This window comes from Pseudomonas putida, from assembly GCA_041879295.1.
Taxonomy (GTDB): domain Bacteria; phylum Pseudomonadota; class Gammaproteobacteria; order Pseudomonadales; family Pseudomonadaceae; genus Aquipseudomonas; species Aquipseudomonas putida_Y.
This window is the reverse complement of the sequence record CP047152.1, coordinates 712,285-734,489: the sequence shown is the minus strand read 5'-3', so window position 1 is coordinate 734,489 and position 22,205 is coordinate 712,285. Positions and strand designations below refer to the sequence as shown.

Here is a 22,205-nt window from a genome sequence, read left to right as displayed (position 1 = left end):
CAAGATGAAGCCCATTGGTCCGCGACTTGATGCCACTTCATATGCCAGCCGCGAATCAATCGGTTAGAATGCACACCCAAATTACCCCGATCCTTGAGGACCGCCATGTTCAGCCGTGATTTGACCATTGCCAAGTACGACGCCGAGCTCTTCGAAGCCATGCAGCAAGAAGCTCTGCGCCAGGAAGAGCATATCGAGCTGATCGCTTCGGAAAACTACACCAGCCCGGCAGTCATGGAAGCTCAGGGCTCGGTCCTGACCAACAAGTACGCCGAAGGCTACCCAGGCAAGCGCTACTACGGCGGTTGCGAATACGTCGACGTCGTCGAGCAACTGGCCATCGACCGTGCCAAGGAGCTGTTCGGCGCCGACTACGCCAACGTACAGCCGCACGCTGGCTCCCAGGCCAACGCTGCCGTCTACCTGGCCCTGCTGTCGGCCGGTGACACCATCCTGGGCATGAGCCTGGCACACGGTGGCCACCTGACCCACGGTGCTTCGGTAAGCTCCTCGGGCAAGCTGTACAACGCCATCCAGTACGGCATCGACGGCAATGGCCTGATCGACTACGACGAAGTCGAGCGTCTGGCTGTCGAGCACAAGCCGAAGATGATCGTTGCCGGCTTCTCGGCCTACTCGCAGGTTCTGGACTTCGCCCGCTTCCGCGCCATCGCCGACAAGGTCGGTGCCTACCTGTTCGTCGACATGGCCCACGTTGCCGGCCTGGTTGCCGCTGGCGTGTACCCGAACCCTGTTCCGTTCGCCGACGTGGTCACCACCACCACCCACAAGACCCTGCGCGGCCCGCGCGGCGGCCTGATCCTGGCCCGTGCCAACGCCGACATCGAGAAGAAGCTGAACTCCGCCGTCTTCCCGGGCGCACAGGGCGGCCCGCTGGAGCACGTCATCGCGGCCAAGGCCATCTGCTTCAAGGAAGCCCTGCAGCCAGAGTTCAAGGCTTACCAGCAGCAGGTCGTGAAGAACGCCCAGGCCATGGCCAGCGTGTTCATCGAGCGCGGTTTCGACGTGGTTTCCGGTGGCACCCAGAACCACCTGTTCCTGCTGTCGCTGATCAAGCAGGAAATCTCCGGTAAGGATGCTGACGCCGCCCTGGGCAAAGCTTTCATCACCGTCAACAAGAACTCGGTACCGAACGACCCGCGTTCGCCGTTCGTCACCTCGGGCCTGCGTTTCGGCACCCCAGCCGTTACCACCCGTGGTTTCAAGGAAGCCGAGTGCAAGGAACTGGCGAGCTGGATCTGCGACATCCTGGCCGACCTGAACAACGAAGCGGTGATCGACGCCGTTCGTGAGAAGGTCAAGGCCATCTGCAAGAAGCTGCCGGTTTACGGCAACTGATTGGCGCTTGCCTGAAGTGAAAGAGGCCGGCCCAGTGCCGGGCTTTTTCGTGAACGGACCATGAAACCCGTTCGCAGGCCTGATACACATCCTGTGGGAGCGGGCGTGCCCGCGAAGAAGGCTACGCGGTGGATGGCACCGGCTGCGCCGGTGTTCGCGGGCACGCCCGCTCCCACAGGGAATGATTTCGAGCAGCCACGTGCCATCACGTATTACCCTGTTTGACACCACCAACCACAGGCCACACCTTGACCAGAGAGCAACTCGAAACCCGGCAGATCCCCATCTACTTCGCCGCCGTACTGGCCGCTATCGCCTTCGGCCTGCTGGCCAGCGACACTGCGCGCCAGCTTGAAGCCCTGATCACCCCCGCCATCGCCGTGCTGATGTACGCGATGTTCCTACAAATACCCTTCCTCGACCTGCGCCAGGGCCTGGGTAACCGCCGCTTCATCACGGCCCTGCTACTGGCCAATTTCATTCTCGTTCCGCTGCTTGTCTGGGCCATCACCCGCGGGCTGGTGGAACACCCGGCGATCCTCGTCGGTGCCTTGCTGGTACTGCTCACGCCCTGTATCGACTACGTGGTGGTGTTCACCCACATTGGCAAAGGCGACTCACGCCTGACCCTGGCCGCAACCCCCGTATTATTGCTGGCGCAACTGGTGCTGCTGCCGGTGTATCTGGCCCTGATGCTGGGTGGCAGCAGCCAGGTGGCAATCTCCATCACCCCGTTCCTGGAAGCCTTCGTGCTGTTGATCGTGTTGCCGATGGCCCTCGCGGTGCTCACCAGCGCCGGTGCCCGGCGCTCGCGCGCCGTCGCGGCCTGGAACGACGCCTGGGCGTGGTTGCCGGTGCCGGCCATGGCCTTGGTGCTGATGGTGGTGATCGCTTCGCAGATTGTCGTGGTACTGCGTGATTTCGACCGTCTGCTGCCGGTGGTTCCGGTATACATCGGCTTCATGCTGCTGGCGCCGGTGCTTGGCTTCATCTGTGCGCGCCTGCTGCGCCTGCCGGCCAGCGAGGCACGCTCGGTGACGTTCAGCGCAGCCACGCGCAACTCGCTGGTGGTGCTGCCGCTGGCGCTGGCGCTGCCAGAAGAGATGCGCGGGTTGGCAGCGGCAGCCGTGATCACGCAAACCCTGGTAGAGCTGGTCAGCGAACTGATCTATATACGAGCGGTACCACGGTTTGTGCGCTGACCCGTGCCACTCGTCATAGAGAAAAGACTATTCGGGGCACACAGCGAACACCCGCACCTCTTCCAGATAGCCGACCTCGATACGCCGGGCCAGGCTCAACGTCAGCGACTGTTCGCCTCTAGCAAAGCCGCCCGGCCACGTGGGCGCTTAAGCCAGGTTGCGCTTCAGCTCGGCGATATGCTCCGGGCCGATGCCGCAGCAACCGCCGACCATGCTGGCACCACGCGCACGCCAGTCCTTGGCCCATGCCAGGTAACCCGGCGGATCGAGGTCTTCGCGCAGTACGTCCAGGCCATCGTTGGCAGTGGCTTCTTTGGGCTGCGGCGGGAAGGCGTTGGCATAGGCACCGATGGCAATCTCGGCGTTGTGTCGCTCGATGACCGAGCGCGCGACATCAATGGCGGCGCCGATCACCTCAGGCTGGCTGCAGTTGAACAACACCGCAGCCACCCCCAGGCTGACTGCGGCCTCGATGGCTTCGGCCACTGGTTCTCCGGAACGCAGGCGCGGTACGTCGTCGACGTCCTCGTCCTGCAGGGTGAAGGACACCCAGAACGGCCTGCCGTCTGCCGGCAAATGGCTATGAATGGCCCGCACTTCGGCCACGGAACTCTGGGTTTCGGCCAGCCACAGGTCAACATGCGGGGCCAGACCCTGGAGCAGCGGGGTCAGCACCTCTGCCACACGCTCGGGCTGGAACAGGTCGGGCCGGTAGGACCCGAACAGCGGCGGCAGCGAACCTGCCACCCTGACCGGGTGCGCGCCGGTATCTGCCGCGTGCCGCGCGAGCTGGCCTGCGATATGGGCCAACTGTCGCCCTTCGGCGGCAAAGCGTTCTTCACCGATGTGGAACGGCACTACTGCATAGCTGTTGCTGGTGATGACCTGCGCACCCGCCTCGATGAAGGCTGCATGCACGCCCACGACCGCCTCCGGCGCCTCGCTCAGCGCCAGCGCCGACCACTCGGGCTGGCGAAACGGTGCACCGCTGCGCTGCAGCTCTCGGCCCATGCCACCGTCCAGAATTACCATCGTTCGCTCTGCCATATAACTTCTCTGAAGGTTCTTATGAATAAAATTCATTATGGGGATTAGGGTTATAACTATTAAATACCCTATCACCCATTTGCCCAACATATCAGGTATGTACATGCGATTTTCTTCTCTGCTGGGTGCGGGCCTTGTACTGCTCGCAACTGCCACCCAAGCCTTTGCTGGCGCCACGTTGGAGCGGGTTGAATCGCGCAAGGAAATGGTCAACGTGCTGATGGAAAGCTACCCGCCGTTTTCCTTCCTCAATGACCACAACCAGCTCGACGGTTACGATGTGGACGTGGCCAAGGCAGTGGCCGACAAACTCGGCGTCAAACTGCGCCTGGAAACACCGTCCTGGGACGTGATTGCCGCTGGCCGCTGGAGCGGGCGCTACGACATCTGCATTTGCTCGATGACCCCGAGCAAGGCGCGAGCCGAAGTGTTCGACTTCCCCGTGGAGTACTACGCATCGCCCGCCGTGATCGTGGTCAATGCCTCGGATGAGCGCATCCATGGCGCCAAAGACCTGGAAGGCCGCAAGGTAGGTTCGATCAGTGCATCGAGCTACGAAAGCTACCTGAACAAGAACCTGGTCATTGAAGGCAAGGAAGACCAGAAGATCGATTACCCGTTCGACTTCGTGCAGGCTGCGCCCTACGACACTGAAAACGTCGCCTTCCAGGACTTGGGCCTGGGCACTGGCGTGCGCCTGGACGCCATCATTACCAACCTGGTGACCGCGCAGCCGCGCCTGCAGCAAGACAAGCGCTTCAAGCTGGCCGGCGCGCCGCTGTATGAAGAGCCCAACGCGGTAGCCATCGAAAAAGGCGACCCTGAGTGGGATGCCAAGGTACGCCAGGTGTTCGCCGAGCTGAAGGCTGATGGCACCCTGGCCAAGCTGTCGCAGAAATGGAGTGGCGCCGACATCAGCAAATGAGCACCTTCCCTCCCTCCCCCAAGCCCGTGGCAAAGCCTGCGGGCGCCGGCCTGTTCGGCTTTCGCACCCGGTTACTGCTGACCTGGCTGGCGCTGTTCGGGCTGTTTGTCGCCTTCTTCCTCAGCTTTGACCTGAAGTTCGCCATCATTCTGGAGAAGTTTCCCAACCTGGCCGGTTTCAAGCTGGGGCCCAATGGTTTTCTGCAAGGCGCCGCACTGACCCTGTTCCTGTGCCTGTGCTCGATGGTGGTATCCGTGCTGCTCGGCTTTGCCGCCGCGCTGGCACGGTTATCCAACAGCGCGGTGTTGGTGGGTGTGGCCAGCTTCTACACCTCGTTCTTCCGTGGCACGCCGCTGCTGATCCAGATTCTGCTGATCTACCTGGGGCTGCCGCAGGTGGGCCTGGTACCCGGCGCCATCAGCGCCGGCATCATTGCCTTGTCGCTGAACTACGGGGCCTACCTGAGCGAGATCTTCCGCGCCGGCATCCTCGGCGTGGCCCGTGGGCAACGTGAAGCAGCATTGGCGCTGGGTATGCGCACGCCGCAGATCTTCTGCCACATCATCCTGCCCCAGGCCATGCGGGTGATCATTCCGCCCACCGCCAACCAGTTCATCTCGATGCTCAAGGACTCGTCGCTGATATCCGTGATGGGGGTTTGGGAGGTGATGTTTCTGGCGCAGTCGTATGGGCGTTCGAGCTATCGCTACCTGGAAATGCTGACCACCGCCGCCGTGATCTACTGGGTGCTGTCGATACTGCTGGAGCTGCTGCAGGCGCGCCTGGAACGGCATTTTGGCAAGGCTTATCAGCGCTGAGGGCTACACGGCTCGTGCACAACCGACAGGCCTGACCGCGCCCCATGCAGGAGCGGCCAGGCTACGCGTAAGTGAAAATAATCAGCGCGGTAGCCAGCAGGATGTGAATGACCAACAGACTCACCAGCAGTCGTCTCATGCTTGAGGGGAAACGTTTGACTTCATCGAAGTCAATCAACCCCCTGCGCACGAAGAGGCTCGGTATAGCCAGCACCATGGAGATCAACCCCGTACGCATGACCTTGCCCAGAAGGCCTGCATGTTGAAACGTGATTTTGTTGCCGGTCACGAAGCTACAGCGCGTTAGCAACGACTCGTAGTACTCAGTGTATTTATGTGCGATGAAACACTGTACGACCATCGCCAGCATCATGGGGGCAAGAATCAGAATCGCAATTAGCCCAGGCTCAACTTCATTCACTCCGATACTTCCTTGAGATGCTGGCCCGAGCATCTGGCTTCCAGCAGCTTACAACTCGCGCGGTCGAGAAACTTGGTGAACGTGAAGTTGGTCAAGGTGGTACGTCCCGATGTTGCACCGCCCATGCCTACCTCTCCTTGGTAATGATGGGTCTGAACCCCAATGAACGGGTGTGACAGGTACGGAGGCAAAGTGTTCCCCACTGCCCGAGCCGCCACACCCGATGCATGACGCTTCAAGCTCTACAACGCCTTCATCTCTGCAATATCCCGCGCCACCTGGTCGGCAGAGTGGTCGAACATCGCCTGTTCCTGCGCATCCAGCGGCAACTCGATAATCCGCGCAAGCCCCTTCTCTGCCAGTACACAGGGCACACCCATGGCGATATCCGTTCGCCCATACTCGCCCTCAAGAATCGCCACCGCCGGCAAAATACGGTTCCGCCCATTGGCGATCGCATCGACCATCTGCGCAATGGCCACGCCCGGTGCATCGCAGGCGCTCCCCGTCTTCTTCAACCCCAGAATCTCGCCGCCGCCCTTACGGGTGCGCTCGACAATCTGTTCGATCTGCTCGCTGGACAGGAAGTGCGACAATGGCACCGAGCCAATCTGGCAGTAGCGCATCAGCGGCACCATGCTGTCGCCATGCCCGCCCAGCACCAACGCCGTGATATCCCGTGCAGAAAACCCGGTTTGCTCGGCGATGAAGCACTTCATGCGCGCGGTATCCAGCACCCCCGCCTGCCCGAACACCTTGTCGCGCCCCTGACCGCTCACGCTCCAGGCGCGGTAGGTGAGCACATCGACCGGGTTGGACACCACCAGCACCGTCGCTGTCGGCGCGTGGTGCTTGATATCCGCCATGATGCTGTCGAGGATTGGCAGGTTGGTACTCAATACATCCTGGCGCGACTGGCCGGGCTTGCGCGGCACGCCCGCCGTGATCACCACCAGCTCGGACCCCTCCAGCATCTCGGCTTTGGCCCCGCCGTGAACATGGGTATCGGACCCTGAATCCACAGCCGCCTGCCAAACGTCCAGCGCCTTGCCCTGCGCCAGTTCACCCTGCACGTCCATCAACACCAGCTCACGGCACAACTCATCCCGGGCGATGATCTGCGCCGCCGCCTCGCCGACCAGGCCGGCACCCACAATCGTTAATTTGTTCACCAGACACCTCCCAGCGGCGCGCGCCACCAGGAACACGCCTGCGTATAGAGAGAAGTATTGCCTGCCGGGGCTAAATGGCCACCCAAGATGATGCGACGACCTTCACTTGACAGTGTTCCACGGCAGCGCAAATACTTTGGCCAGATTCATATAGACGACCATACAACAAGGTGAATCAACCAATGACCATGCTGCCCAAGCGCCCCGTCGCCACACCACCGCCCACCGGCCTCAGCGCCACGCCTCCCTGCTGCCCATCTTCCGTTGCCAGGCGACCGCCTGTGAGCGGCAGATAGCGCAAAGCCGCGTTCCCTTCCTCGAAACCGTAGCAGCAGCCGCAACGGCAGCCACCTGGGCATGCCCCGTGGAAACGCCCGTCACGCCTTCAAACCCTGAGAGCAGCCGAGCGCCAGCCCAACCGAGATTCCTTGAATGACTCCCTTAGATATACAGCTATTACTGACGGCACTGGCCAGTGTTCTGGTGCTGGTGGCGCTCATCGTTTCGCGCCTGAAAATGCATCCGCTGCTGGCCTTGCTGGTGGTGTCCATTGGCGTGGGCTTCGCGACGCATATGGCGCCAGGCAGCATCGTCTCCCACCTGCTCACCGGCGCCGGCAAGACACTGGGCGCAGTGGGGGTGGTGATTGCGCTGGGTGCAATGCTCGGCAAGATCCTGGCTGACGCTGGCGTCACGGAACAGGTCGCGGATGTCATCCTCAAGCGCACCTCCGACCGCATGATCCCTTGGGCCATGATGCTGGTTGCCTTTGTCATTGGCATCCCCATGTTTTTCGAAGTCGGCCTGGTGATCATGCTGCCGCTGATATTCAGCGTGGCGCGCAAACTGGAAAGCAAGGCGCGCTTCAAGGGCTCGGCGTATGTGTATGTAGGTGTGCCGGTCATTTCGGCGCTTGCCGCCATGCACGGCATGGTACCGCCGCACCCAGGCCCACTGACCGCCATTGCCGTGCTCAAGACCTCGGTTGGGCCCACCATGCTGTATGGCTTCCTTGCCGCCATTCCGGCAATGATCCTGGGGGGCCCGCTGTACGGCATGTTCATTTCACCGCGCATGAACACGCGGCCCGATCAGGCATTGCTGGACCAGTTCACACTGGCTGAAAAAGCCGATGGCCAACCCCGCCCCGGGGTAATGGTCGGCATGCTGGCCGCATTGCTGCCGGCCATCCTGATGCTGGTGCATGCCGTCGCCGAGATGCTGCTGCCCAAAGGCAATGCGCTGCTGGAACTGGCCAGCTTCCTGGGCAACCCGCTGATCGCCATGCTGCTGGGCGTGCTGTTCGCTGGCGCCAGCCTGGTGCTTGCGCGCGGCGGCGACGCCGAACAGCTGCGCGATGCACTGGGCAAAAGCCTCAAGCCAATTGCCTCGATCATCATGATCATTGCCGGTGGCGGTGCCTTCCAGGAGATGCTGACCAGCGCCAAGGTAGGCGATGCCATTGTGCACCTGACCCAGCAATCTGCCTTCCCTCCCCTGATTCTGGGGTGGCTGATCGCGATGTTGCTCTCGGTGTCTACCGGTTCCGCCACGGTCGGTATCGTAGGGGCTGCCGGCTTGCTGGCGCCGCTGGCAGATGCAGACCCCCGCCTCAACCTGCCTTTGCTGGCCTTGTCCATCGGCTGCGGTTCGCTGTTCTTCAACTATGCGAACCATGCAGGCTTCTGGATGGTGAAAGAATCCTTTGGCATGACCATGGGCGAAGCCACCAAGACCATTTCGGTGGTGCAGTCCATTGTGGCGGTGGTTGGCTTGATCGTGGTGCTGCTGCTAAATACGGCGATTGCTGCGAGCTGAACCGGCTTGCAACAACTGCCCGAGATCATTCCAAGGTCTGCACGGACGGTGCGGACCTTGGGTCGCGATGGGCTGCAAAGCAGGTTCACGCCGAGGTCAGTACTGGGTTTTGTTCAGCTTCTCGGCCAAGGGTGGATAGTAGATCTGGCCGATCTCATCCGATGACCACCACGCCCAGTGCAGCCAGGGTGACGATGCTCAGTAGCGCATAGCCCTTCCAGCCAAACCAAAAGGTGAAATAAGCCATCAACCCGGGCAGCTGGAAATGAGCACTCACCCCAGCATTTGCAATTACCATCAGCACCAGGCCGAACACCAGTACCCCGGTTTGGAAGCGCTGTTGCCGCCACTCCTCGCGCTGCATGGTCAAGCGTTTCCAATAGTTGTAGAGGAATTCGTTGCCTTCACGAAGGCTGTGCTCTCGCAGTGCACTGAAGGTCACGTAGTTGGGAAACAGCGAATAATCTCGCGGGCCCTGAAGCCGATACCACGGAACGAAGCTGCCCATGATCGCCGCCACACGCGCCAGCACCGGGATTACCACCGACACCACCAGGCAGAAGACCATGATGCCCACGAATATACGACCGACATTTTCCCAGACGATCGCCATGTCCCCCGAGAAACCCAGCAAGGTTGTACCCAGTGAGTGCATGAGCGCGATATCGATGAACAAGCCTACATAGGCCAGCTTCAATGCCCAGCGTACTTCCCACGCCTTTTCAAATACCGCGCCCGGCAGCCCGGCAATAGGGTTGGTGGTTTTCAGGCTGTCTCTGTTTTGATCCATGCAGAATCCTCGGTAGTTGGCACATGGCTAGGTAAATGGTCAGGGCAAAGCGCTTTACGTGCGCTTTGCCTGATTACCATGCACTACAGAGGTGCGAGCGTTCTACTCAACTTGAGGTAGTTGCTACCATCCCCTCAGAAGGGGCTGCTTTTGTGTTGCATGTCCAAGGGCTGCAAAGCAGCAGTTCATGCATCCACACCGGAGTGCCATGCCCTCTTCCGCGGTGCCCACTAATCAGCTGGGTCCTACCCACCCTGCTCCATCACCTTCCCACACTGCTCACTGGCCAATCGGCTGATGATCCGGATCGCCTGGTGGATACCGGCCGTGTTGCGAAAGCTCAGACGCGGGTTGTGTTCGCATTCCAGCATTTCGTCGTGCTGGACCAGGGCCTCGCCTAGCAGTTCTAGGGTCCAGGCGTAGCTTTGGATGGTGGAGAGGCGTTCTTGGTCAGTCATGGCGGGCCTCCGGTTGGACGGAGGTGAAGAAAGGTGTGCCGACGCTGCGCTCACTCAGGGCCGCCGAAGAACGACGGCGGCGAACGGATACGCGGATCTGTAACGGATTTACGGTGGTCATGCATGAGTTCCTTTCGTGATGGAACTGCCACCGCTCGCGGCCAAGCAAGTTAAGGTGGCAGCAGTACGCGGGTTGGCCGACCGGGACGAAAGGAGCCCGGCACACCCGAAGGTGTCCCGCGCACCACCGCCATAACGCAGCACCGCGGGCACAAAAAAAGCGCCTGCGATTAAGATTGGGCGCTGATGCGCCTTTCGATTCCGACCGGCCAAGGTCGCATCGCCGATGCTTCGGCGACGTAGGGACTTTATTCCTGGGTGGCGGTTTTCGCAAGTTTCTCGGGGTACGAATAGCCAACGCACGCCGTAGGAAAACGGATTACCACAGGTCACATGCACTTCCCAAGATGAATGCGATCCGTGTAGGAGCTGGCTTGCCTGCGAAGGGCTGCGCAGCAGCCCCATACCCCGACATGACTGCAACAGTCCATCAGCGGCCTTCAACAGACTAAGCCAGGCGCAACCTGCGATACCTGGCCTAATCAACCTCATCGCCTAACCCTCCAACTCCTGACCACCGCGTTCCAACACCTTCCCACACTGCTCACTGGCCAACCGGCTGATGATCCGAATCGCTTGGTGAATCCCAGCCGTATTGCGAAAGCTCAGTCGTGGGTTGTGTTCGCATTCCAGCATTTCGTCGTGCTGGACCAGGGCTTCGCCTAGCAGTTCGAGGGTCCAGGCGTAGCTTTGGATGGTGGAGAGGCGTTCTTGGTCAGTCATGGCCGCACCTCCGAATGACCGGGGACGGAGCGGGATTGGCTGACGGCAAGGTAGCTGATGGCCGTTGAAGAACAACGGTGGAGAACGAATGCGAGGGTCCTGCTTGGACTTGAGGTAAGCATGCATGAGGCTCCAAGTTTTAGTTGGAGCTGCCACGATCCTTCCTACGGGATTGGGTGGCAGCTGTGTGCAGGGTAGGAATACCGGGAAACTTGGAAACCCGGCCAGGCCGAAGCCTGCCCACACACAGCCGCCATGACACAGCACGGCAGACACAAAAAAAGCGCCAGCTGTGGTGCAGGGGCGCCTAGTGCATGCGCCAAGTTTACCAACGGGTTCCTACGCCCGGTCACGGGATTTACCGTGACGCAGAGATTTAGCCTCACATTGCTTGGCGGGGCAAGTATGGAAGTTGTAGGAAACGTCTCTTAATAATGTACGAACGGCGCCGAAGCAGCTGTTATTGCTTATAAACGAACGCGAAGTTTCAGCACCGAACTTCGCGTCGGGGACAAATCCTTATAGGAACATGGGATGAGACTTTATTTGCATCCCACATCAATCTCACTGTTCCTGACTGCTTTTCCGTGCCCGTGGCGATGCCGGCCTCGACACTGTCTTCTTCGCTTTGGCTGCCGCAGGGCTTTTCCCGCGTTTGGGTCCGGCCACCACCCCGGAACTGGCCAGCGGCGCGCCCACCGCCATTGGCCCACCAGGCTTCGTCTGGCCGACGAGCGTTGCAGTGGGCTGATCTTTGGCTGTCATCACCATACCCATCCGCACGCCAAAAAGCCGAAGCACGGCCTCCAAAGTGCTGAGCTTCGGGTTCGACTTCCCGCTTTCCAGTTCGTACAGGCTTTTCGTGGACATCTTGCACATGGCCGCGAAGGTCTCTTGGTCAAGCCCGGTGACTTCGAGCCGTAGACGGCGGATAGATGCCCCAATTGGATCGAGCCCCGCCGCGTTGCGCTTGACGATATCCTCTACAAGCTGGGCGCGCTCTTCAGGCTGTAGTTTTTTCATCGCAGTCCCCACTCCACGAGTCGCTTGTCCAGGTTATTCACGGGTAGAGAGGCTGCATTGCGCATCGATTCGGGCGCATCGGTCAGCAGATCGGGCAACGCCCGGAATGCCTCAGCCGCATGCATCAACCGTTGCAGCAGGACATCGGGATCGGTGTAACCAACCAGCTCAGCGCAGTTATCGCGCCAATTGGAAGACCCCTTGCGCTCCGCCGCCCACTTCGTCGTCCGTGTGATGCCCTCTTCATCCAGGATCATTGGCGCGAGGTCATAGATTGGCGCCAAACGAAACTTCCCACCCACACGCATGATGGAGGTGTTGCGGCCGTGGTTATCGGTGTTCCCTAGAATGCGGTTCAGCAGATCGCGCCGCACGTACTCGAACACCAGGTCGTCCACCTCATCCTGCTGGCCGTTATCGATCCATAGACCTACCAGGCGGTGAACAACTTCGGCATGCGCCATCGGATGCGCGTAGCCGGTAATACCGCAGATCGAGTACACCGACTCCAGCGGTATCCGCTCCACCACGCCATCCACTACTCGGCGATCAAATCGTGGCATCCAGAGGCTTGGCTTCACTGCCTCTTCAAGCGCCAAACCATCAGTGGGAACCGTATCAAGGCCGAGGGCAGCAACCGCCTTGTAGTAATGAAACTCTGTTCGCAGGATGTCTTGGTCGCGCTCGCCGCCTCGATTACGCGCGAACTTAATCAGCCAGTGACGGCACGCCTGGTCATCGGGGAGCATCGCATCAGCATACAGAGCACCGCCGTGGGCTTCGGTCATGACCAGCTTGGGGGCTTGCCCGTTGGCACCGGTAGCACCGCCCAACGCCGCGCCGGTTTCATAGGCGTACTCAAGAAATTCGTTCGTCCTGTCCACGACCTCAGCACGCGCGAAAGCCTCGTTCCGATCCGGCTGAAGGCCTTCCACCGATTCCTTGATGCGCAGATGTCCAATAGGCGCCGGCGTGAAGCGCTCCAGAAGGTAAAGCCCCATTTCCACACCTTCGGGCTTAAGGCGCCCGTAGCGGGATTCAAGAGAGTCCTTGGCAGCACCAGAGGGAATGATGTCGTAGAGGAATGCTGGATACCCTTTGACGTCATGGTGGTCCCAGTTCAACGGAAGGTTAACGCTTAGGGCGAGTTCGCAACGATCTTCCATGCGATCAACGTTCGCGATGATGTAGTCGCCGTCGTAGGCGACAAGGCACCTTCCATCAGCAACACGCTCGGGGTTCTCAACCGTGAGTGTCGCTGCATCGCGCCATGCACCATCGGAGAAAGCCTGGATCGTGAGTCTGAGCGGCATCGGGACACCATTAATCAGTACTTTAATGCTGATTATCATAGTGCGCATGGCAGGAATCGGCAATATTTTGCTGATTAAAAGCTTAAGCGCTGGAAAAACCGGCACCATACTACCGATTATGCATTCACAGCGCGCGGGAGGGGGCTAGAGGTAGTTGCTGCACCTGGGAAGCAGGAACTGCCTGGGGTTCGGCCTATGAGTGATAGGACCCTGTTTATTTGCGTTGGGTCAGGTGGTGGATGGCACGGGCTGCGATGCCGCACTTCGAGCAGAAGGCAACCTGGATACCCACGGGACAAAGGCCCAAATCCATGTCCTTTAGCCTGACACCATGAACGCCTCGTCCCCAACCCTACGCGAGATAACCCTGCAACAATCGCCGCACATTTTCTACCAGCTCAGATTCCCCCTTGCGCGGTGGAAGCAGCAAGAACCTGGCCTGCGCCAACGCCGGCAGTCCAGTCCTGTAGGGCTCCACGCCGTCCGGTATGGCACTCGCATTAAGGCACGCAATGCCAAGCCCTGCCCTCAATGCTGATTGCAACCCCGCCACACCTGAGGTCGAGTAAACGATCTCGTATTCGACATGGGCGCGTTCCAATATCTGGCAGCTGTAGTCCGACAATCCACATCCGCTGATCGCGAGCAGTGGCAGCGGCTGCCCAGGCTCTGGAACCCAGCCTGCAGCGGCAACCCACTGCAGGGGTTCCTGCCTCACCTCGAAGGTGTTGGCTGTGGGCAAGCGTTTGTTAAAACACATGGCCAAGCCGATATCCAGGTAGTCACTTGCCTGATCCATTTCCAGGCTCTTTTTCATCACCACATGAAGTCGAAGCCGTGGGTGCCATTCACGTAATTTTTTCAGCAGGCCAGCAATGTCGTCGGGGCGGAAGTAATCGGTGATCGCCAGGCGTATCTCCCCTTCGAACTGTTCGCCTCGGACATCGGACAGCGCCCGCTCGCCCAGGGTGAGGAGCTGCCTGGCGTGGCGTACAAGGCGTTCACCTGCCGGGGTTGGGCGAACGCCTTGCTTGCCTCGGATGAGCAAGTCGACGCCGATGGCGTCTTCCAGCTTACGCAGCTGTTCGCTGATGGCGGAGGTTGAGCGAAACAGGCCAGGCGCGGCAGCAGAGATGCTGCCAGCATCGCAGACCGCCAAGTAGACGTGGAGCTGGGCAAGGTCGAAGTGGTACATGCAAGTTCCGGATAAACAGGAAGATGAGACCTGATATTCCCGCTTTTTGGGATCGTGTTCAAAGGCTAAGTTACAGGCAAATCACTTACGAGGATCACCCAAATGCCTGGTATCACCTTGACCTTATCCGGCGCGCCAGATGCTGCGCTGGCGTCGCACCTAAGTCATGAGCTGACGGAACTGACTGCTCGTGTTCTGGACAAGCTGCCATCGCAAACGATGGTGATCGTTCGGTTCGTCGATCCTGGGTTGTGGTTCATCGACAGTGAATCACTTGAGAGCTTGGGGCGAAATAGCTTTCGCCTGGAGGTCACGATCACCGACGAGACGACGACAGTGGAGCAGAAACGGCGTTATCAGCGTGAGTCGTATGATTTGCTTTCGCAGCGCATCGGGAATGTGCACCCGCATTCGAATGTTCACCTCATCGAGGTGCGTGCTACGGCCTATGGTTATGGCGGGGTGCCGCAGGCTGCGAAGCTCTGGGGTTGAGAAAGGCAGCAGGGGATGGATGAATCGCCCCTGGTTTTCTAGACACTCTCCAAGCTCAGGAAATAGCGTTTCTCATACTCTACTGGAGACAGCTGCATAGCACTGCTGTGTCGGCGTTTAGGGTTATAGAACATCTCGATGTAATCGAAAATATCACTTCGGGCTTCTTCACGGGTTGTGTAGATCTTTCGTCGGATTCGCTCTCGCTTCAAAAGCTGGAAAAAGCTCTCGGCTACGGCATTGTCGTGGCAGTTTCCCCGCCGGCTCATGCTGCTGATTACATTGTTGGCCTTCAAAAAGCTTTTCCAATCCGAGCTACTGAACTGACTACCTTGATCTGAGTGAATCATAACTTGCTGCTGAGGCTTGCGTCGCCAAACAGCCATCAACATCGCGTCGATAGCCAGGTCGCTGCACATCCTTGGCTTCATTGACCAACCAATTACTTGGCGTGAGAACAAATCCAGCACTACCGCGAGGTAGAGCCACCCTTCATAGGTGCGGATGTAAGTGATATCTGTCACCCAGACCTTGTTCGGCTCACTTACCTTGAACTGCCGCGCGAGGTGGTTGGGCGAGGCCACTGTTGGTTTTCCACCATAGAACCCTGGACGCCGCCGATAGCCCGTTTGAGAACGCAGCCCCTCCGCCTGCATCAAGCGCCTGACTCGATTTCGGCCGCATTCCTCTCCCAGCTCACGCAGGTCATCGTGAATTTTGCGGTAGCCGTATACACCTCCGCTTTCCAGCCAAGCGTGTTTGATCAAGCCAAGCAGACGTTGATCTTCTTTTGCTCGGGCAGATTGAGGCTCGGCCAGCCAGGCGTAATAGCCGCTGGGGTGCACCTTGAGGGTTTGGCAAAGGCGCCGCACCGGGTAATCAGTCGAGTGCTTCTTGATGAAGGCGTACTTCAGCCGCACTCCTTGGCAAAGTACGCGGCGGCCTTTTTTAAGATGTCTCGCTCTTCCGTCACGCGCTTGAGTTCAGCGCGTAGCTTGCGCAGTTCGGCCTGCTGATCGTCGTCTTGCTGACGCTGCTCTTGGGGCTTGCTGTAGACCTTGATCCAGGCGTAAAGACTGTGCACGGACATGCCCAGGCGCTGGGCGACATCGGCGACAGGTTTGCCTTTCTCGGTCACTTGCTTGACCGCTTCGATCTTGAATTCTTCGGGGTAACGCTGACGACTCATGGCACCTCCTATTTGGGCCTCATTATGAGGCTTGGAGGTGTCTACGAAACCAGGGGCGATTCACTAAACGGAAAAATCATTATCTAGAAAAATTTCGGTTCTCACCCCGTAAACACTGGCCAAAACCTGATCGACAGCTAACCATTATCTAAAAATACGTCCAACCCTAAGTGGAAAACTGCGAACCGTTAAGTCAAAAACACGCAGATCCTTGGGAAAAAAGCGGGAACAAAAAAGCCCGCACAAGGCGGGCTTCTATTGGTGCCAGGTAGCGATAAATCGCCATAGGCCAACTGATTCTGGTGCCGGAGACAGGAATCGAACCTGCGACCTTCGCGTTACGAGTGCGCTGCTCTACCGACTGAGCTACACCGGCGTGTAGCGCAACGTACCACTGCTCACACCCGTAACGCAAACCCCTGTTTCCGCTGGTTTATTGCCCTGCCCTCAAGCCCCCTTGCACCCTTTGGGCGCCAGGTCTTCCTCGATGTCGGTCGTGCACGCCCAGCCGCTGGCCGAACGCGTCAGGGTCAGGGCCTTGCCCAGCGCGTTGGCCGGCGCATCCACCAGGGTGCAGACAATGCTGCCGCTGCCATCCGCAGCCTTCCCGCTCGCCGTGATCGCACAATGCGCCGTCGCCGGCTGGCCACCCAGCGCGGCGACATCCGCTACATCCTTTCCATCATTCAGCCGCAGATCCATCGCCGTCTTCAGGGCGCTGATCTCCAGCAACCCGGCCGCGGCCTTGGAGCGTGCCTGGTGGTTGGTGTACATCGGTAAGGCGATGGTCGCCAGAATGCCGATGATCGCGACGACGATCATCAGTTCGATCAGGGTGATACCGCGTTGCCCTTTCATGAACGTAGTTCCTTTTTGATTCGCTTACACATTGAGGTCAGTTGCGCCCCAACCGGCAGCGGCGCAGTAGGCCTGAACAGACACCTTTTGTCACCCCTGCCCGCACGGGCGTCATCTTCGCTGAACTACTCTAGTGAGCATCACGGACGCGTGCCCTTGCATGGACGCGGCAAGCTGTTTCCAGGCTTGTCGCCGGGGCTGAACAAGGACCTTTGCATGACTTCATCTTCACTTCTCTACCGCTGGCACGGCACCGACGCCAATGGCACGCCGGTCAGCGGCCAAACACCCGGGCGCAGCCCGGCTTATGTGCGCGCCGGGCTGATTCGCCAGGGCATCACGGTGGCGAGTTTGCGGCCGGCCAGCGGGCTGGCGTTCAGCTTGCCAAAGCGGCGCGAAAAGGCAGACCCGGCGGGGTTCAGCCGACAATTGGCGACGCTGCTCAAGGCCGGCGTGCCGCTGCTGCAAGCGTTCGAGGTGATGGGCCGCAGTGGTTGCGATGCGGCGCAGGCGGCGCTGCTGGAAAGATTGAAACAGGATGTGGCCTCGGGCCTGGGGTTGGCGGATGCGTTGCAGCGTCACCCGGCATGGTTCGATGCGCTGTATTGCAACCTGGTACGGGTGGGCGAGCAGTCCGGTACGCTCGACCGGCAGCTGGAGCAGCTGGCCGGCATGCTGGAACAGCGTCGGGTGCTGCACAAGAAGGTGCGCAAGGCGATGATCTACCCGCTGCTGCTGTTGCTGACCGGGCTGGGGGTATCGGCGATCTTGTTGCTGGAGGTGATTCCTAAATTCGAGAGCATGTTCTCGGGCATGGGCGCGGCGTTGCCGGCATTTACCCAATGGGTGATTAACTTGTCCACAGGGCTGAGCCGGTTTGCACCGCTGCTGCTGGTGATGGGCTTGGTGATGGGTGTTGCCGTGCGCCAGCTTTACCGGCAGCACGCGCCAGCGCGCCTGTGGATATCTTGGCGGGTGCTGGGCTTGCCCGTGTTTGGCAAGCTGCTGGGGCAGGCCGCGTTGGCGCGGTTTGCGCGTAGCCTGGCAACGTCCTACGGCGCCGGGGTGCCGTTGCTGGATGCGCTGGGGACGGTGGCGCGGGTAACGGGTGGCGACCTGCACGAGCAGGCGGTGTTGCGGCTGCGCCAAGGCATGGCCAATGGGCAAGGGCTGAACCAGGCGATGGCCGGTGAACCGTTGTTTCCCCCCTTGCTGGTGCAGTTGACGGCCATCGGTGAATCCAGCGGCACGCTGGACCAGATGCTGGAAAAAGCCGCCAGCCATTACGAGGAACAGGTCAGCCAGGCGCTGGACCAGTTGACCAGCCTGCTGGAGCCGGCCATCGTGCTGATCCTGGGCTTGCTGGTGGGTGGCCTGGTGGTGGCGATGTACCTGCCGATCTTCCAGTTGGGTAGTTTGATCTGAACATGACTTTATGGGCTTTGCTGGCTGAACAGCCAGCGTATTTCCTCACCCTTGCCACGGTGCTCGGCCTGCTGGTGGGCAGCTTTATCAACGTGCTGGTGTATCGCCTGCCGATCATGCTGGAGCGCCAATGGCAGCGTGAGGCGCAAGAGGTATTGGGGCTGCCGACCACGCAGCACCCGCGTTTCGACCTGTGCCTGCCCGCCTCCCGGTGCCCACACTGCGCGCACCGGATTCGTGCGTGGGAAAACATTCCGGTCATCAGCTACCTGGCCTTGGGCGGGCGCTGTTCGTCCTGCAAAAACCGCATCAGCCTGCGTTACCCGGTAGTGGAAGTGGCCAGCGCGCTGCTGTCGCTGGTAGTGGCCTGGCGCTTCGGCGCTTCGGTAGAGGCGTTGCTGGCGTTGCCGCTGACCTGGTGCCTGCTGGCGCTGAGCCTGATCGATGCGGACCACCAGTTGCTGCCGGATGTGCTGGTGCTGCCGACCATGTGGCTAGGGCTGATCGTCAATGCCTTTGGTATCCATGTGGCCCTGGCCGACGCACTGTGGGGCGCAGTGGCCGGGTACCTCAGCCTGTGGACGGTGTACTGGGTGTTCAGGCTGGTCACCGGCAAGGAAGGCATGGGCTATGGCGATTTCAAGCTGATGGCGCTGATCGGGGCGTGGGGGGGTTGGCAGGTGCTGCCGTTGACGCTGCTGTTGTCGTCGGTGGTGGGGGCGCTGTTTGGCCTGTGCCTGCTGCGTTTTCGCCGGGATGCCATGGGCACGGCAATCCCGTTTGGCCCTTATCTGGCAATTGCGGGGTGGATTGCCGTGCTCTGGGGTGATGAAATATACACCTCATACATGCAACTGCTTGGATACTGATGACCACTGCGGCCTTTACCCCCTGGATTCTCGGCCTGACCGGCGGCATTGGGAGCGGCAAAAGCGCCGCTGCCGAGCGCTTTGTCGAGCTTGGCGTGCACCTGGTCGATGCCGACCAGGCGGCGCGTTGGGTTGTCGAACCTGGCCGCCCGGCCCTGGCCAGCATCGTCGAGCGCTTCGGCCCGGGCGTGCTGCAGGGCGACGGCCAGCTCGATCGCGCCGCCCTGCGCCAGCTGATTTTCGCCGACCCGGCGCAACGCAAATGGCTGGAACAACTGCTGCACCCGCTGATCGGTCAGGAGATTTTCAGCTATCTGGCCAAGGCGCAGTCGCCTTATGCGGTCTATGTGTCGCCGCTGCTGATCGAATCGGGCCAGCACCACAAGACCCAACGCGTGCTGGTGATCGATGCGCCGCAGGACCTGCAAATAGCCCGAACCCTGGCGCGGGACAACACCAGTGCCGAGCACGTGCAGGCCATTTTGCAGGCGCAGTTGGCCCGTGAGGATCGCCTGCGCCATGCCGATGATGTGGTGGTCAACGACGGCGGCCTGGCCGCGCTGCATGAGCAGATTGACCGCCTGCACCACTTTTACCTGACTTTGAAAGGAGGCCAGCCATGAGCCAGCCATTGACCGTCGATTGCCCAACTTGCGGCGCGCCTGTGGAATGGAGCGAAAAAAACGCGTTCCGACCGTTTTGTTCGGACCGTTGCAAGCTGATCGACCTGGGCGCCTGGGCGGCTGAGGAGCACAAGATTGCGGGGTCGGAAGAGTCCGAAGATGAGCTGTATTCGGGGGACCTGGAGCCGCGGCATTGAGCTGATCCACAAATACAACGCGGGCCCACAACCCGCGCGGTACCTGTGGGAGCGGGCAAGCCCGCGAAGCAGGCGCCGCAGTGGATGGCACGGGCTTCGCCCGTGTTCGCGGGCATGCCCGCTCCCACAGTGAGAGTGCAACCTCTGAGTGCTGTGCATTACCCCCGAAGAGGCCGGCACAGCCACCACACACTCACCGCTCATCTTCCTTCCACGGCGCCTGCAGGTACCGCGTCCGGTTGAAGGTTTCCAGCCACTCGGGGCAAAACACCACCAGCGCACTGATCACCATGCCGTTGATGAACGCCTCGGGGAACATCATCAGCCACAGGTAGCCAACAAAGTCGCTGAGCCACTCCGGCAGGGCAAACCGCCCGTCCAGCCACAACACCCCTAGCGCTGCGGGGACGCAAACCAGCACGGTCAGCGCGGCCGGAAAAAAACCCGAACAAAAGATGTAAACGAACAGGTTGCGGGGCTGGGCACGCTCCACCAATACCGCGCACACCTCGGTAATCAGCACCGGCAAGCCAACCAACAACAAACCATTCACCCCCAGCGCCGCCAGGTCCTGACGCCCCAGCGCCAGCAAGCCGAGCTGGGCCATGAACCCACCCAGCACCGCCAGCGGCCAGTCCAGCAACAGGGTGACCGCCGTCATGCCAATAAAGTGGTACGACACCCCGGTATCAAAGTCGCGCCGCACCAGCCACAGCGCAAACAGGCAGAACACCGTACCAAACAGCAAATGCTGGCGGCGCCGGTCGGTAAACAGTTCAACCCAGCGAACCTGGCTGACCGCCCAGATCAGCAACGGCACATAACCCAGCCAGCCGAGGGTAAGGGTGGTGCCGGATAACACCTGCGCGCTGATCACCTGAACAATACCCTTTGCAGCCATGTGGATAAAACCGAGTCTACACCCATTCTCCCATGCCTTCGGCTGCGGTAGGCTGTCGCCTTCCATTCGATGCAGGAAGCATTGGTCATGCTGGAAGGAACCAACCCCGCCCTGCTACTGGCAGCGGCACTCAACGCCATCATCGGCGTAATTCACCTGGCCATCATCGCCGTGGGGCCGCGTTGGTACCGTTTGTTCGGGGCCGGCGAGCGCATGGCGGTGGCCGCCGAAAAGGGCCGCTGCTACCCGGCGCTGATCACCGCCGCCATCGCCTGCGTGTTGCTGGCCTGGTCGGCCTATGCGCTGTCGGCTGCCGGGGCGATCGGGCGGCTGCCCTTGCTGCTGCCAGTCATTTGCCTGATCACCCTGGTGTATTTGCTACGCGGTCTGCTGGGGCCAGTATTGCTGGCGGGCACCGGGCGTTCGCAGCGTTTTATCGTGGTCAGTTCGCTGATCTGCCTGGGCTTTGGCCTGGTGCATCTGGTCGGGCTGGTGCAGCAGTGGCCAGTGCTGGGCTGATTCTCACGCTTAAACAGCATCTTACCGTCATCGATTAGCGGCTAAGCTTGTCTGCATGGATGACTCAGACTACCTGCGCCTGCTTACCATCCAGGCCGAACAAGCCAATGCCTTTCTCTCCAACGCCCGTAAGTGGGAGCGGGAGCGTTGGGTGTGCCAGCGCCTGTTGCAGGGGCTGAACATTCCCTACCGCAGCGAGGACTTCACCCCGGCGGGGCAGGAGCCACCAGACGTGCTGTTCCGCGACGCCGCCTTCGAGGTGTTTTTCGTGCTCGACGAGGGCCGCCGGCTGAACGATGAATGGCGCGAGGAGCTGCAGCGGCGACGCAGTGCGTTTTCCCTGGCGCAGCTGGTACGCCGCGAAGCACGCCCACGGCGCATCAGTGCCACCGAACTGCTGGGGCGCCTGGCGCCCACCTTGCGCAAGAAGGCGCACAATTACCGGGAACGCGGGCTGGAGCTGAACGAGCTGGACATCATCGCGTTCTCCAGCCTCAAGCGCGAAGTGCTCGACCTCAACACCCACTTCCCGCCGCCTACCGAATACCTGCGCCAGGGCTGGCGCTCGCTGTCGCTGGTCGGGCCAACCTTTGCCCGGGTACTGTTTGCCCACCCCGATGCGCCGGATTTCCTGCGCGGCAACCTGGGCCGCAGCATCGTCTTCGACGTAGGCATCAGTCTTTGATCCAGTGCAGCGACTGTTTGCGATGGCGTACACTCGGCGCCAGGGATAGAAAGCATTATCATT

At 60.4% G+C, this 22,205-nt stretch carries 24 protein-coding genes, 1 tRNA gene and 1 pseudogene; 12 read left to right on the top strand and 14 right to left on the bottom strand.

Going from position 1 to position 22,205, the window contains the following annotated elements:
* Positions 1–105: 105 nt before the first annotated feature.
* Positions 106–1,359, top strand: a complete 1,254-nt coding sequence (locus GST84_03420; GenBank protein XGB11455.1) for an aminotransferase class I/II-fold pyridoxal phosphate-dependent enzyme — start codon at positions 106–108, stop codon at positions 1,357–1,359.
* A 248-nt stretch (positions 1,360–1,607) separates the two neighbouring features.
* On the top strand, positions 1,608–2,561 hold the full coding sequence (locus tag GST84_03415; protein XGB11454.1) for an arsenic resistance protein: 954 nt from the start codon (positions 1,608–1,610) through the stop codon (positions 2,559–2,561).
* Positions 2,562–2,708: 147 nt separating this feature from the next.
* Here the strand turns inward: GST84_03415 and GST84_03410 are convergent, their stop codons facing one another.
* Complete coding sequence (locus GST84_03410; GenBank protein XGB11453.1) at positions 2,709–3,608, bottom strand: homocysteine S-methyltransferase; 900 nt, start codon at positions 3,606–3,608, stop codon at positions 2,709–2,711.
* Positions 3,609–3,711: 103 nt separating this feature from the next.
* Between GST84_03410 and GST84_03405 the strand changes: the two genes are divergently transcribed.
* On the top strand, positions 3,712–4,533 hold the full coding sequence (locus GST84_03405) for a transporter substrate-binding domain-containing protein (protein ID XGB11452.1): 822 nt from the start codon (positions 3,712–3,714) through the stop codon (positions 4,531–4,533).
* Positions 4,530–5,351, top strand: coding sequence for an ABC transporter permease subunit (locus GST84_03400; protein ID XGB11451.1), 822 nt, complete (start codon positions 4,530–4,532; stop codon positions 5,349–5,351). The genes GST84_03405 and GST84_03400 overlap by 4 nt, the downstream gene beginning before the upstream one ends.
* 61 nt (positions 5,352–5,412) lie before the next feature.
* On the opposite strand, the gene GST84_03395 is transcribed toward GST84_03400, so the two are convergent.
* The 3 genes from GST84_03395 to GST84_03385 are packed head-to-tail and all read right to left on the bottom strand — an operon-like array spanning position 5,413 to position 6,944.
* Positions 5,413–5,772, bottom strand: a complete 360-nt coding sequence (locus GST84_03395) for a hypothetical protein (protein XGB11450.1) — start codon at positions 5,770–5,772, stop codon at positions 5,413–5,415.
* Entirely contained in the window at positions 5,769–5,963 is a 195-nt protein-coding gene (locus GST84_03390; protein XGB15700.1) for a hypothetical protein, read from the bottom strand. Before GST84_03390 ends, GST84_03395 begins: the two co-directional genes overlap by 4 nt.
* A 51-nt stretch (positions 5,964–6,014) precedes the next feature.
* Positions 6,015–6,944: a malate dehydrogenase gene (locus tag GST84_03385; protein XGB11449.1), complete on the bottom strand. Its 930-nt coding sequence runs from the start codon at positions 6,942–6,944 to the stop codon at positions 6,015–6,017.
* 432 nt (positions 6,945–7,376) lie between these two features.
* Between GST84_03385 and GST84_03380 the strand changes: the two genes are divergently transcribed.
* Complete coding sequence (locus tag GST84_03380) at positions 7,377–8,762, top strand: gluconate transporter (protein ID XGB11448.1); 1,386 nt, start codon at positions 7,377–7,379, stop codon at positions 8,760–8,762.
* Positions 8,763–8,858: 96 nt separating this feature from the next.
* Here the strand turns inward: GST84_03380 and GST84_03375 are convergent.
* The 6 genes and pseudogenes from GST84_03375 to GST84_03350 all read right to left on the bottom strand — a co-directional run bounded on the left by GST84_03375 (position 8,859) and on the right by GST84_03350 (position 14,384).
* Positions 8,859–9,552, bottom strand: a pseudogene (locus tag GST84_03375) (hypothetical protein).
* Between the two features lie 245 nt (positions 9,553–9,797).
* The gene (locus GST84_03370) at positions 9,798–10,010 is read right to left on the bottom strand and encodes a hypothetical protein (protein XGB11447.1); all 213 of its coding nucleotides are present in this window, start codon (positions 10,008–10,010) and stop codon (positions 9,798–9,800) included.
* 615 nt (positions 10,011–10,625) lie between these two features.
* Positions 10,626–10,853 (bottom strand): hypothetical protein, encoded by a 228-nt coding sequence (locus GST84_03365; GenBank protein XGB11446.1) that lies wholly within the window; start codon positions 10,851–10,853, stop codon positions 10,626–10,628.
* Between the two features lie 564 nt (positions 10,854–11,417).
* Positions 11,418–11,876, bottom strand: a complete 459-nt coding sequence (locus GST84_03360; GenBank protein XGB11445.1) for a helix-turn-helix domain-containing protein — start codon at positions 11,874–11,876, stop codon at positions 11,418–11,420.
* Positions 11,873–13,294: a type II toxin-antitoxin system HipA family toxin gene (locus tag GST84_03355; GenBank protein ID XGB15699.1), complete on the bottom strand. Its 1,422-nt coding sequence runs from the start codon at positions 13,292–13,294 to the stop codon at positions 11,873–11,875. Before GST84_03355 ends, GST84_03360 begins: the two co-directional genes overlap by 4 nt.
* A gap of 247 nt (positions 13,295–13,541) precedes the next feature.
* The gene (locus tag GST84_03350) at positions 13,542–14,384 is read right to left on the bottom strand and encodes a LysR family transcriptional regulator (protein ID XGB11444.1); all 843 of its coding nucleotides are present in this window, start codon (positions 14,382–14,384) and stop codon (positions 13,542–13,544) included.
* Positions 14,385–14,486: 102 nt separating this feature from the next.
* Between GST84_03350 and GST84_03345 the strand changes: the two genes are divergently transcribed.
* Positions 14,487–14,876 (top strand): 4-oxalocrotonate tautomerase, encoded by a 390-nt coding sequence (locus GST84_03345; protein XGB11443.1) that lies wholly within the window; start codon positions 14,487–14,489, stop codon positions 14,874–14,876.
* 38 nt (positions 14,877–14,914) lie between these two features.
* Here GST84_03345 and GST84_03340 read toward each other — a convergent pair.
* From GST84_03340 to GST84_03330, 3 genes are all read right to left on the bottom strand, one after another.
* Positions 14,915–16,065, bottom strand: a protein-coding gene (locus tag GST84_03340; GenBank protein XGB11442.1) for an IS3 family transposase whose coding sequence is annotated in 2 segments (ribosomal slippage) — positions 14,915–15,831 and positions 15,831–16,065 — 1,152 coding nt in all. Because the reading frame shifts where the segments join, the coding sequence is not laid out codon by codon here.
* A gap of 300 nt (positions 16,066–16,365) precedes the next feature.
* A tRNA-Thr gene (locus GST84_03335) sits at positions 16,366–16,441 on the bottom strand.
* A 71-nt stretch (positions 16,442–16,512) separates the two neighbouring features.
* The gene (locus GST84_03330) at positions 16,513–16,923 is read right to left on the bottom strand and encodes a prepilin-type N-terminal cleavage/methylation domain-containing protein (GenBank protein XGB11441.1); all 411 of its coding nucleotides are present in this window, start codon (positions 16,921–16,923) and stop codon (positions 16,513–16,515) included.
* 216 nt (positions 16,924–17,139) lie between these two features.
* On the opposite strand from GST84_03330, the gene GST84_03325 reads away from it, so the two are divergent.
* The 4 genes from GST84_03325 to yacG are packed head-to-tail and all read left to right on the top strand — an operon-like array spanning position 17,140 to position 20,037.
* The gene (locus tag GST84_03325; protein XGB11440.1) at positions 17,140–18,348 is read left to right on the top strand and encodes a type II secretion system F family protein; all 1,209 of its coding nucleotides are present in this window, start codon (positions 17,140–17,142) and stop codon (positions 18,346–18,348) included.
* A gap of 2 nt (positions 18,349–18,350) precedes the next feature.
* A complete protein-coding gene (locus tag GST84_03320) occupies positions 18,351–19,217 on the top strand; it encodes a prepilin peptidase (protein ID XGB11439.1) in 867 nt (288 codons plus the stop codon).
* Positions 19,217–19,840 (top strand): dephospho-CoA kinase, encoded by a 624-nt coding sequence (locus GST84_03315; GenBank protein ID XGB11438.1) that lies wholly within the window; start codon positions 19,217–19,219, stop codon positions 19,838–19,840. Before GST84_03320 ends, GST84_03315 begins: the two co-directional genes overlap by 1 nt.
* Positions 19,837–20,037 (top strand): DNA gyrase inhibitor YacG, encoded by a 201-nt coding sequence (gene yacG / locus GST84_03310; GenBank protein XGB11437.1) that lies wholly within the window; start codon positions 19,837–19,839, stop codon positions 20,035–20,037. The genes GST84_03315 and yacG overlap by 4 nt, the downstream gene beginning before the upstream one ends.
* A 193-nt stretch (positions 20,038–20,230) precedes the next feature.
* Here the strand turns inward: yacG and GST84_03305 are convergent, their stop codons facing one another.
* Positions 20,231–20,938 (bottom strand): hypothetical protein, encoded by a 708-nt coding sequence (locus GST84_03305; protein ID XGB11436.1) that lies wholly within the window; start codon positions 20,936–20,938, stop codon positions 20,231–20,233.
* A gap of 87 nt (positions 20,939–21,025) precedes the next feature.
* Between GST84_03305 and GST84_03300 the strand changes: the two genes are divergently transcribed.
* Together GST84_03300 and GST84_03295 are read left to right on the top strand one after the other, a co-directional pair.
* Entirely contained in the window at positions 21,026–21,457 is a 432-nt protein-coding gene (locus GST84_03300) for a hypothetical protein (GenBank protein ID XGB11435.1), read from the top strand.
* Between the two features lie 55 nt (positions 21,458–21,512).
* On the top strand, positions 21,513–22,142 hold the full coding sequence (locus GST84_03295) for a hypothetical protein (GenBank protein XGB11434.1): 630 nt from the start codon (positions 21,513–21,515) through the stop codon (positions 22,140–22,142).
* Positions 22,143–22,205 lie beyond the last annotated feature (63 nt).

Coding starts and splice junctions, on each gene's coding strand:
- GST84_03360 (XGB11445.1), bottom strand. CDS start 11,876: ATGAAAAAACTACAGCCTGAAGAGCGCGCCCAGCTTGTAGAGGATATC.
- GST84_03420 (XGB11455.1), top strand. CDS start 106: ATGTTCAGCCGTGATTTGACCATTGCCAAGTACGACGCCGAGCTCTTC.
- GST84_03405 (XGB11452.1), top strand. CDS start 3,712: ATGCGATTTTCTTCTCTGCTGGGTGCGGGCCTTGTACTGCTCGCAACT.
- yacG (XGB11437.1), top strand. CDS start 19,837: ATGAGCCAGCCATTGACCGTCGATTGCCCAACTTGCGGCGCGCCTGTG.
- GST84_03400 (XGB11451.1), top strand. CDS start 4,530: ATGAGCACCTTCCCTCCCTCCCCCAAGCCCGTGGCAAAGCCTGCGGGC.
- GST84_03315 (XGB11438.1), top strand. CDS start 19,217: ATGACCACTGCGGCCTTTACCCCCTGGATTCTCGGCCTGACCGGCGGC.
- GST84_03345 (XGB11443.1), top strand. CDS start 14,487: ATGCCTGGTATCACCTTGACCTTATCCGGCGCGCCAGATGCTGCGCTG.
- GST84_03295 (XGB11434.1), top strand. CDS start 21,513: ATGGATGACTCAGACTACCTGCGCCTGCTTACCATCCAGGCCGAACAA.
- GST84_03380 (XGB11448.1), top strand. CDS start 7,377: ATGACTCCCTTAGATATACAGCTATTACTGACGGCACTGGCCAGTGTT.
- GST84_03300 (XGB11435.1), top strand. CDS start 21,026: ATGCTGGAAGGAACCAACCCCGCCCTGCTACTGGCAGCGGCACTCAAC.
- GST84_03325 (XGB11440.1), top strand. CDS start 17,140: ATGACTTCATCTTCACTTCTCTACCGCTGGCACGGCACCGACGCCAAT.
- GST84_03350 (XGB11444.1), bottom strand. CDS start 14,384: ATGTACCACTTCGACCTTGCCCAGCTCCACGTCTACTTGGCGGTCTGC.
- GST84_03365 (XGB11446.1), bottom strand. CDS start 10,853: ATGACTGACCAAGAACGCCTCTCCACCATCCAAAGCTACGCCTGGACC.
- GST84_03320 (XGB11439.1), top strand. CDS start 18,351: ATGACTTTATGGGCTTTGCTGGCTGAACAGCCAGCGTATTTCCTCACC.
- GST84_03370 (XGB11447.1), bottom strand. CDS start 10,010: ATGACTGACCAAGAACGCCTCTCCACCATCCAAAGCTACGCCTGGACC.
- GST84_03410 (XGB11453.1), bottom strand. CDS start 3,608: ATGGCAGAGCGAACGATGGTAATTCTGGACGGTGGCATGGGCCGAGAG.
- GST84_03305 (XGB11436.1), bottom strand. CDS start 20,938: ATGGCTGCAAAGGGTATTGTTCAGGTGATCAGCGCGCAGGTGTTATCC.
- GST84_03330 (XGB11441.1), bottom strand. CDS start 16,923: ATGAAAGGGCAACGCGGTATCACCCTGATCGAACTGATGATCGTCGTC.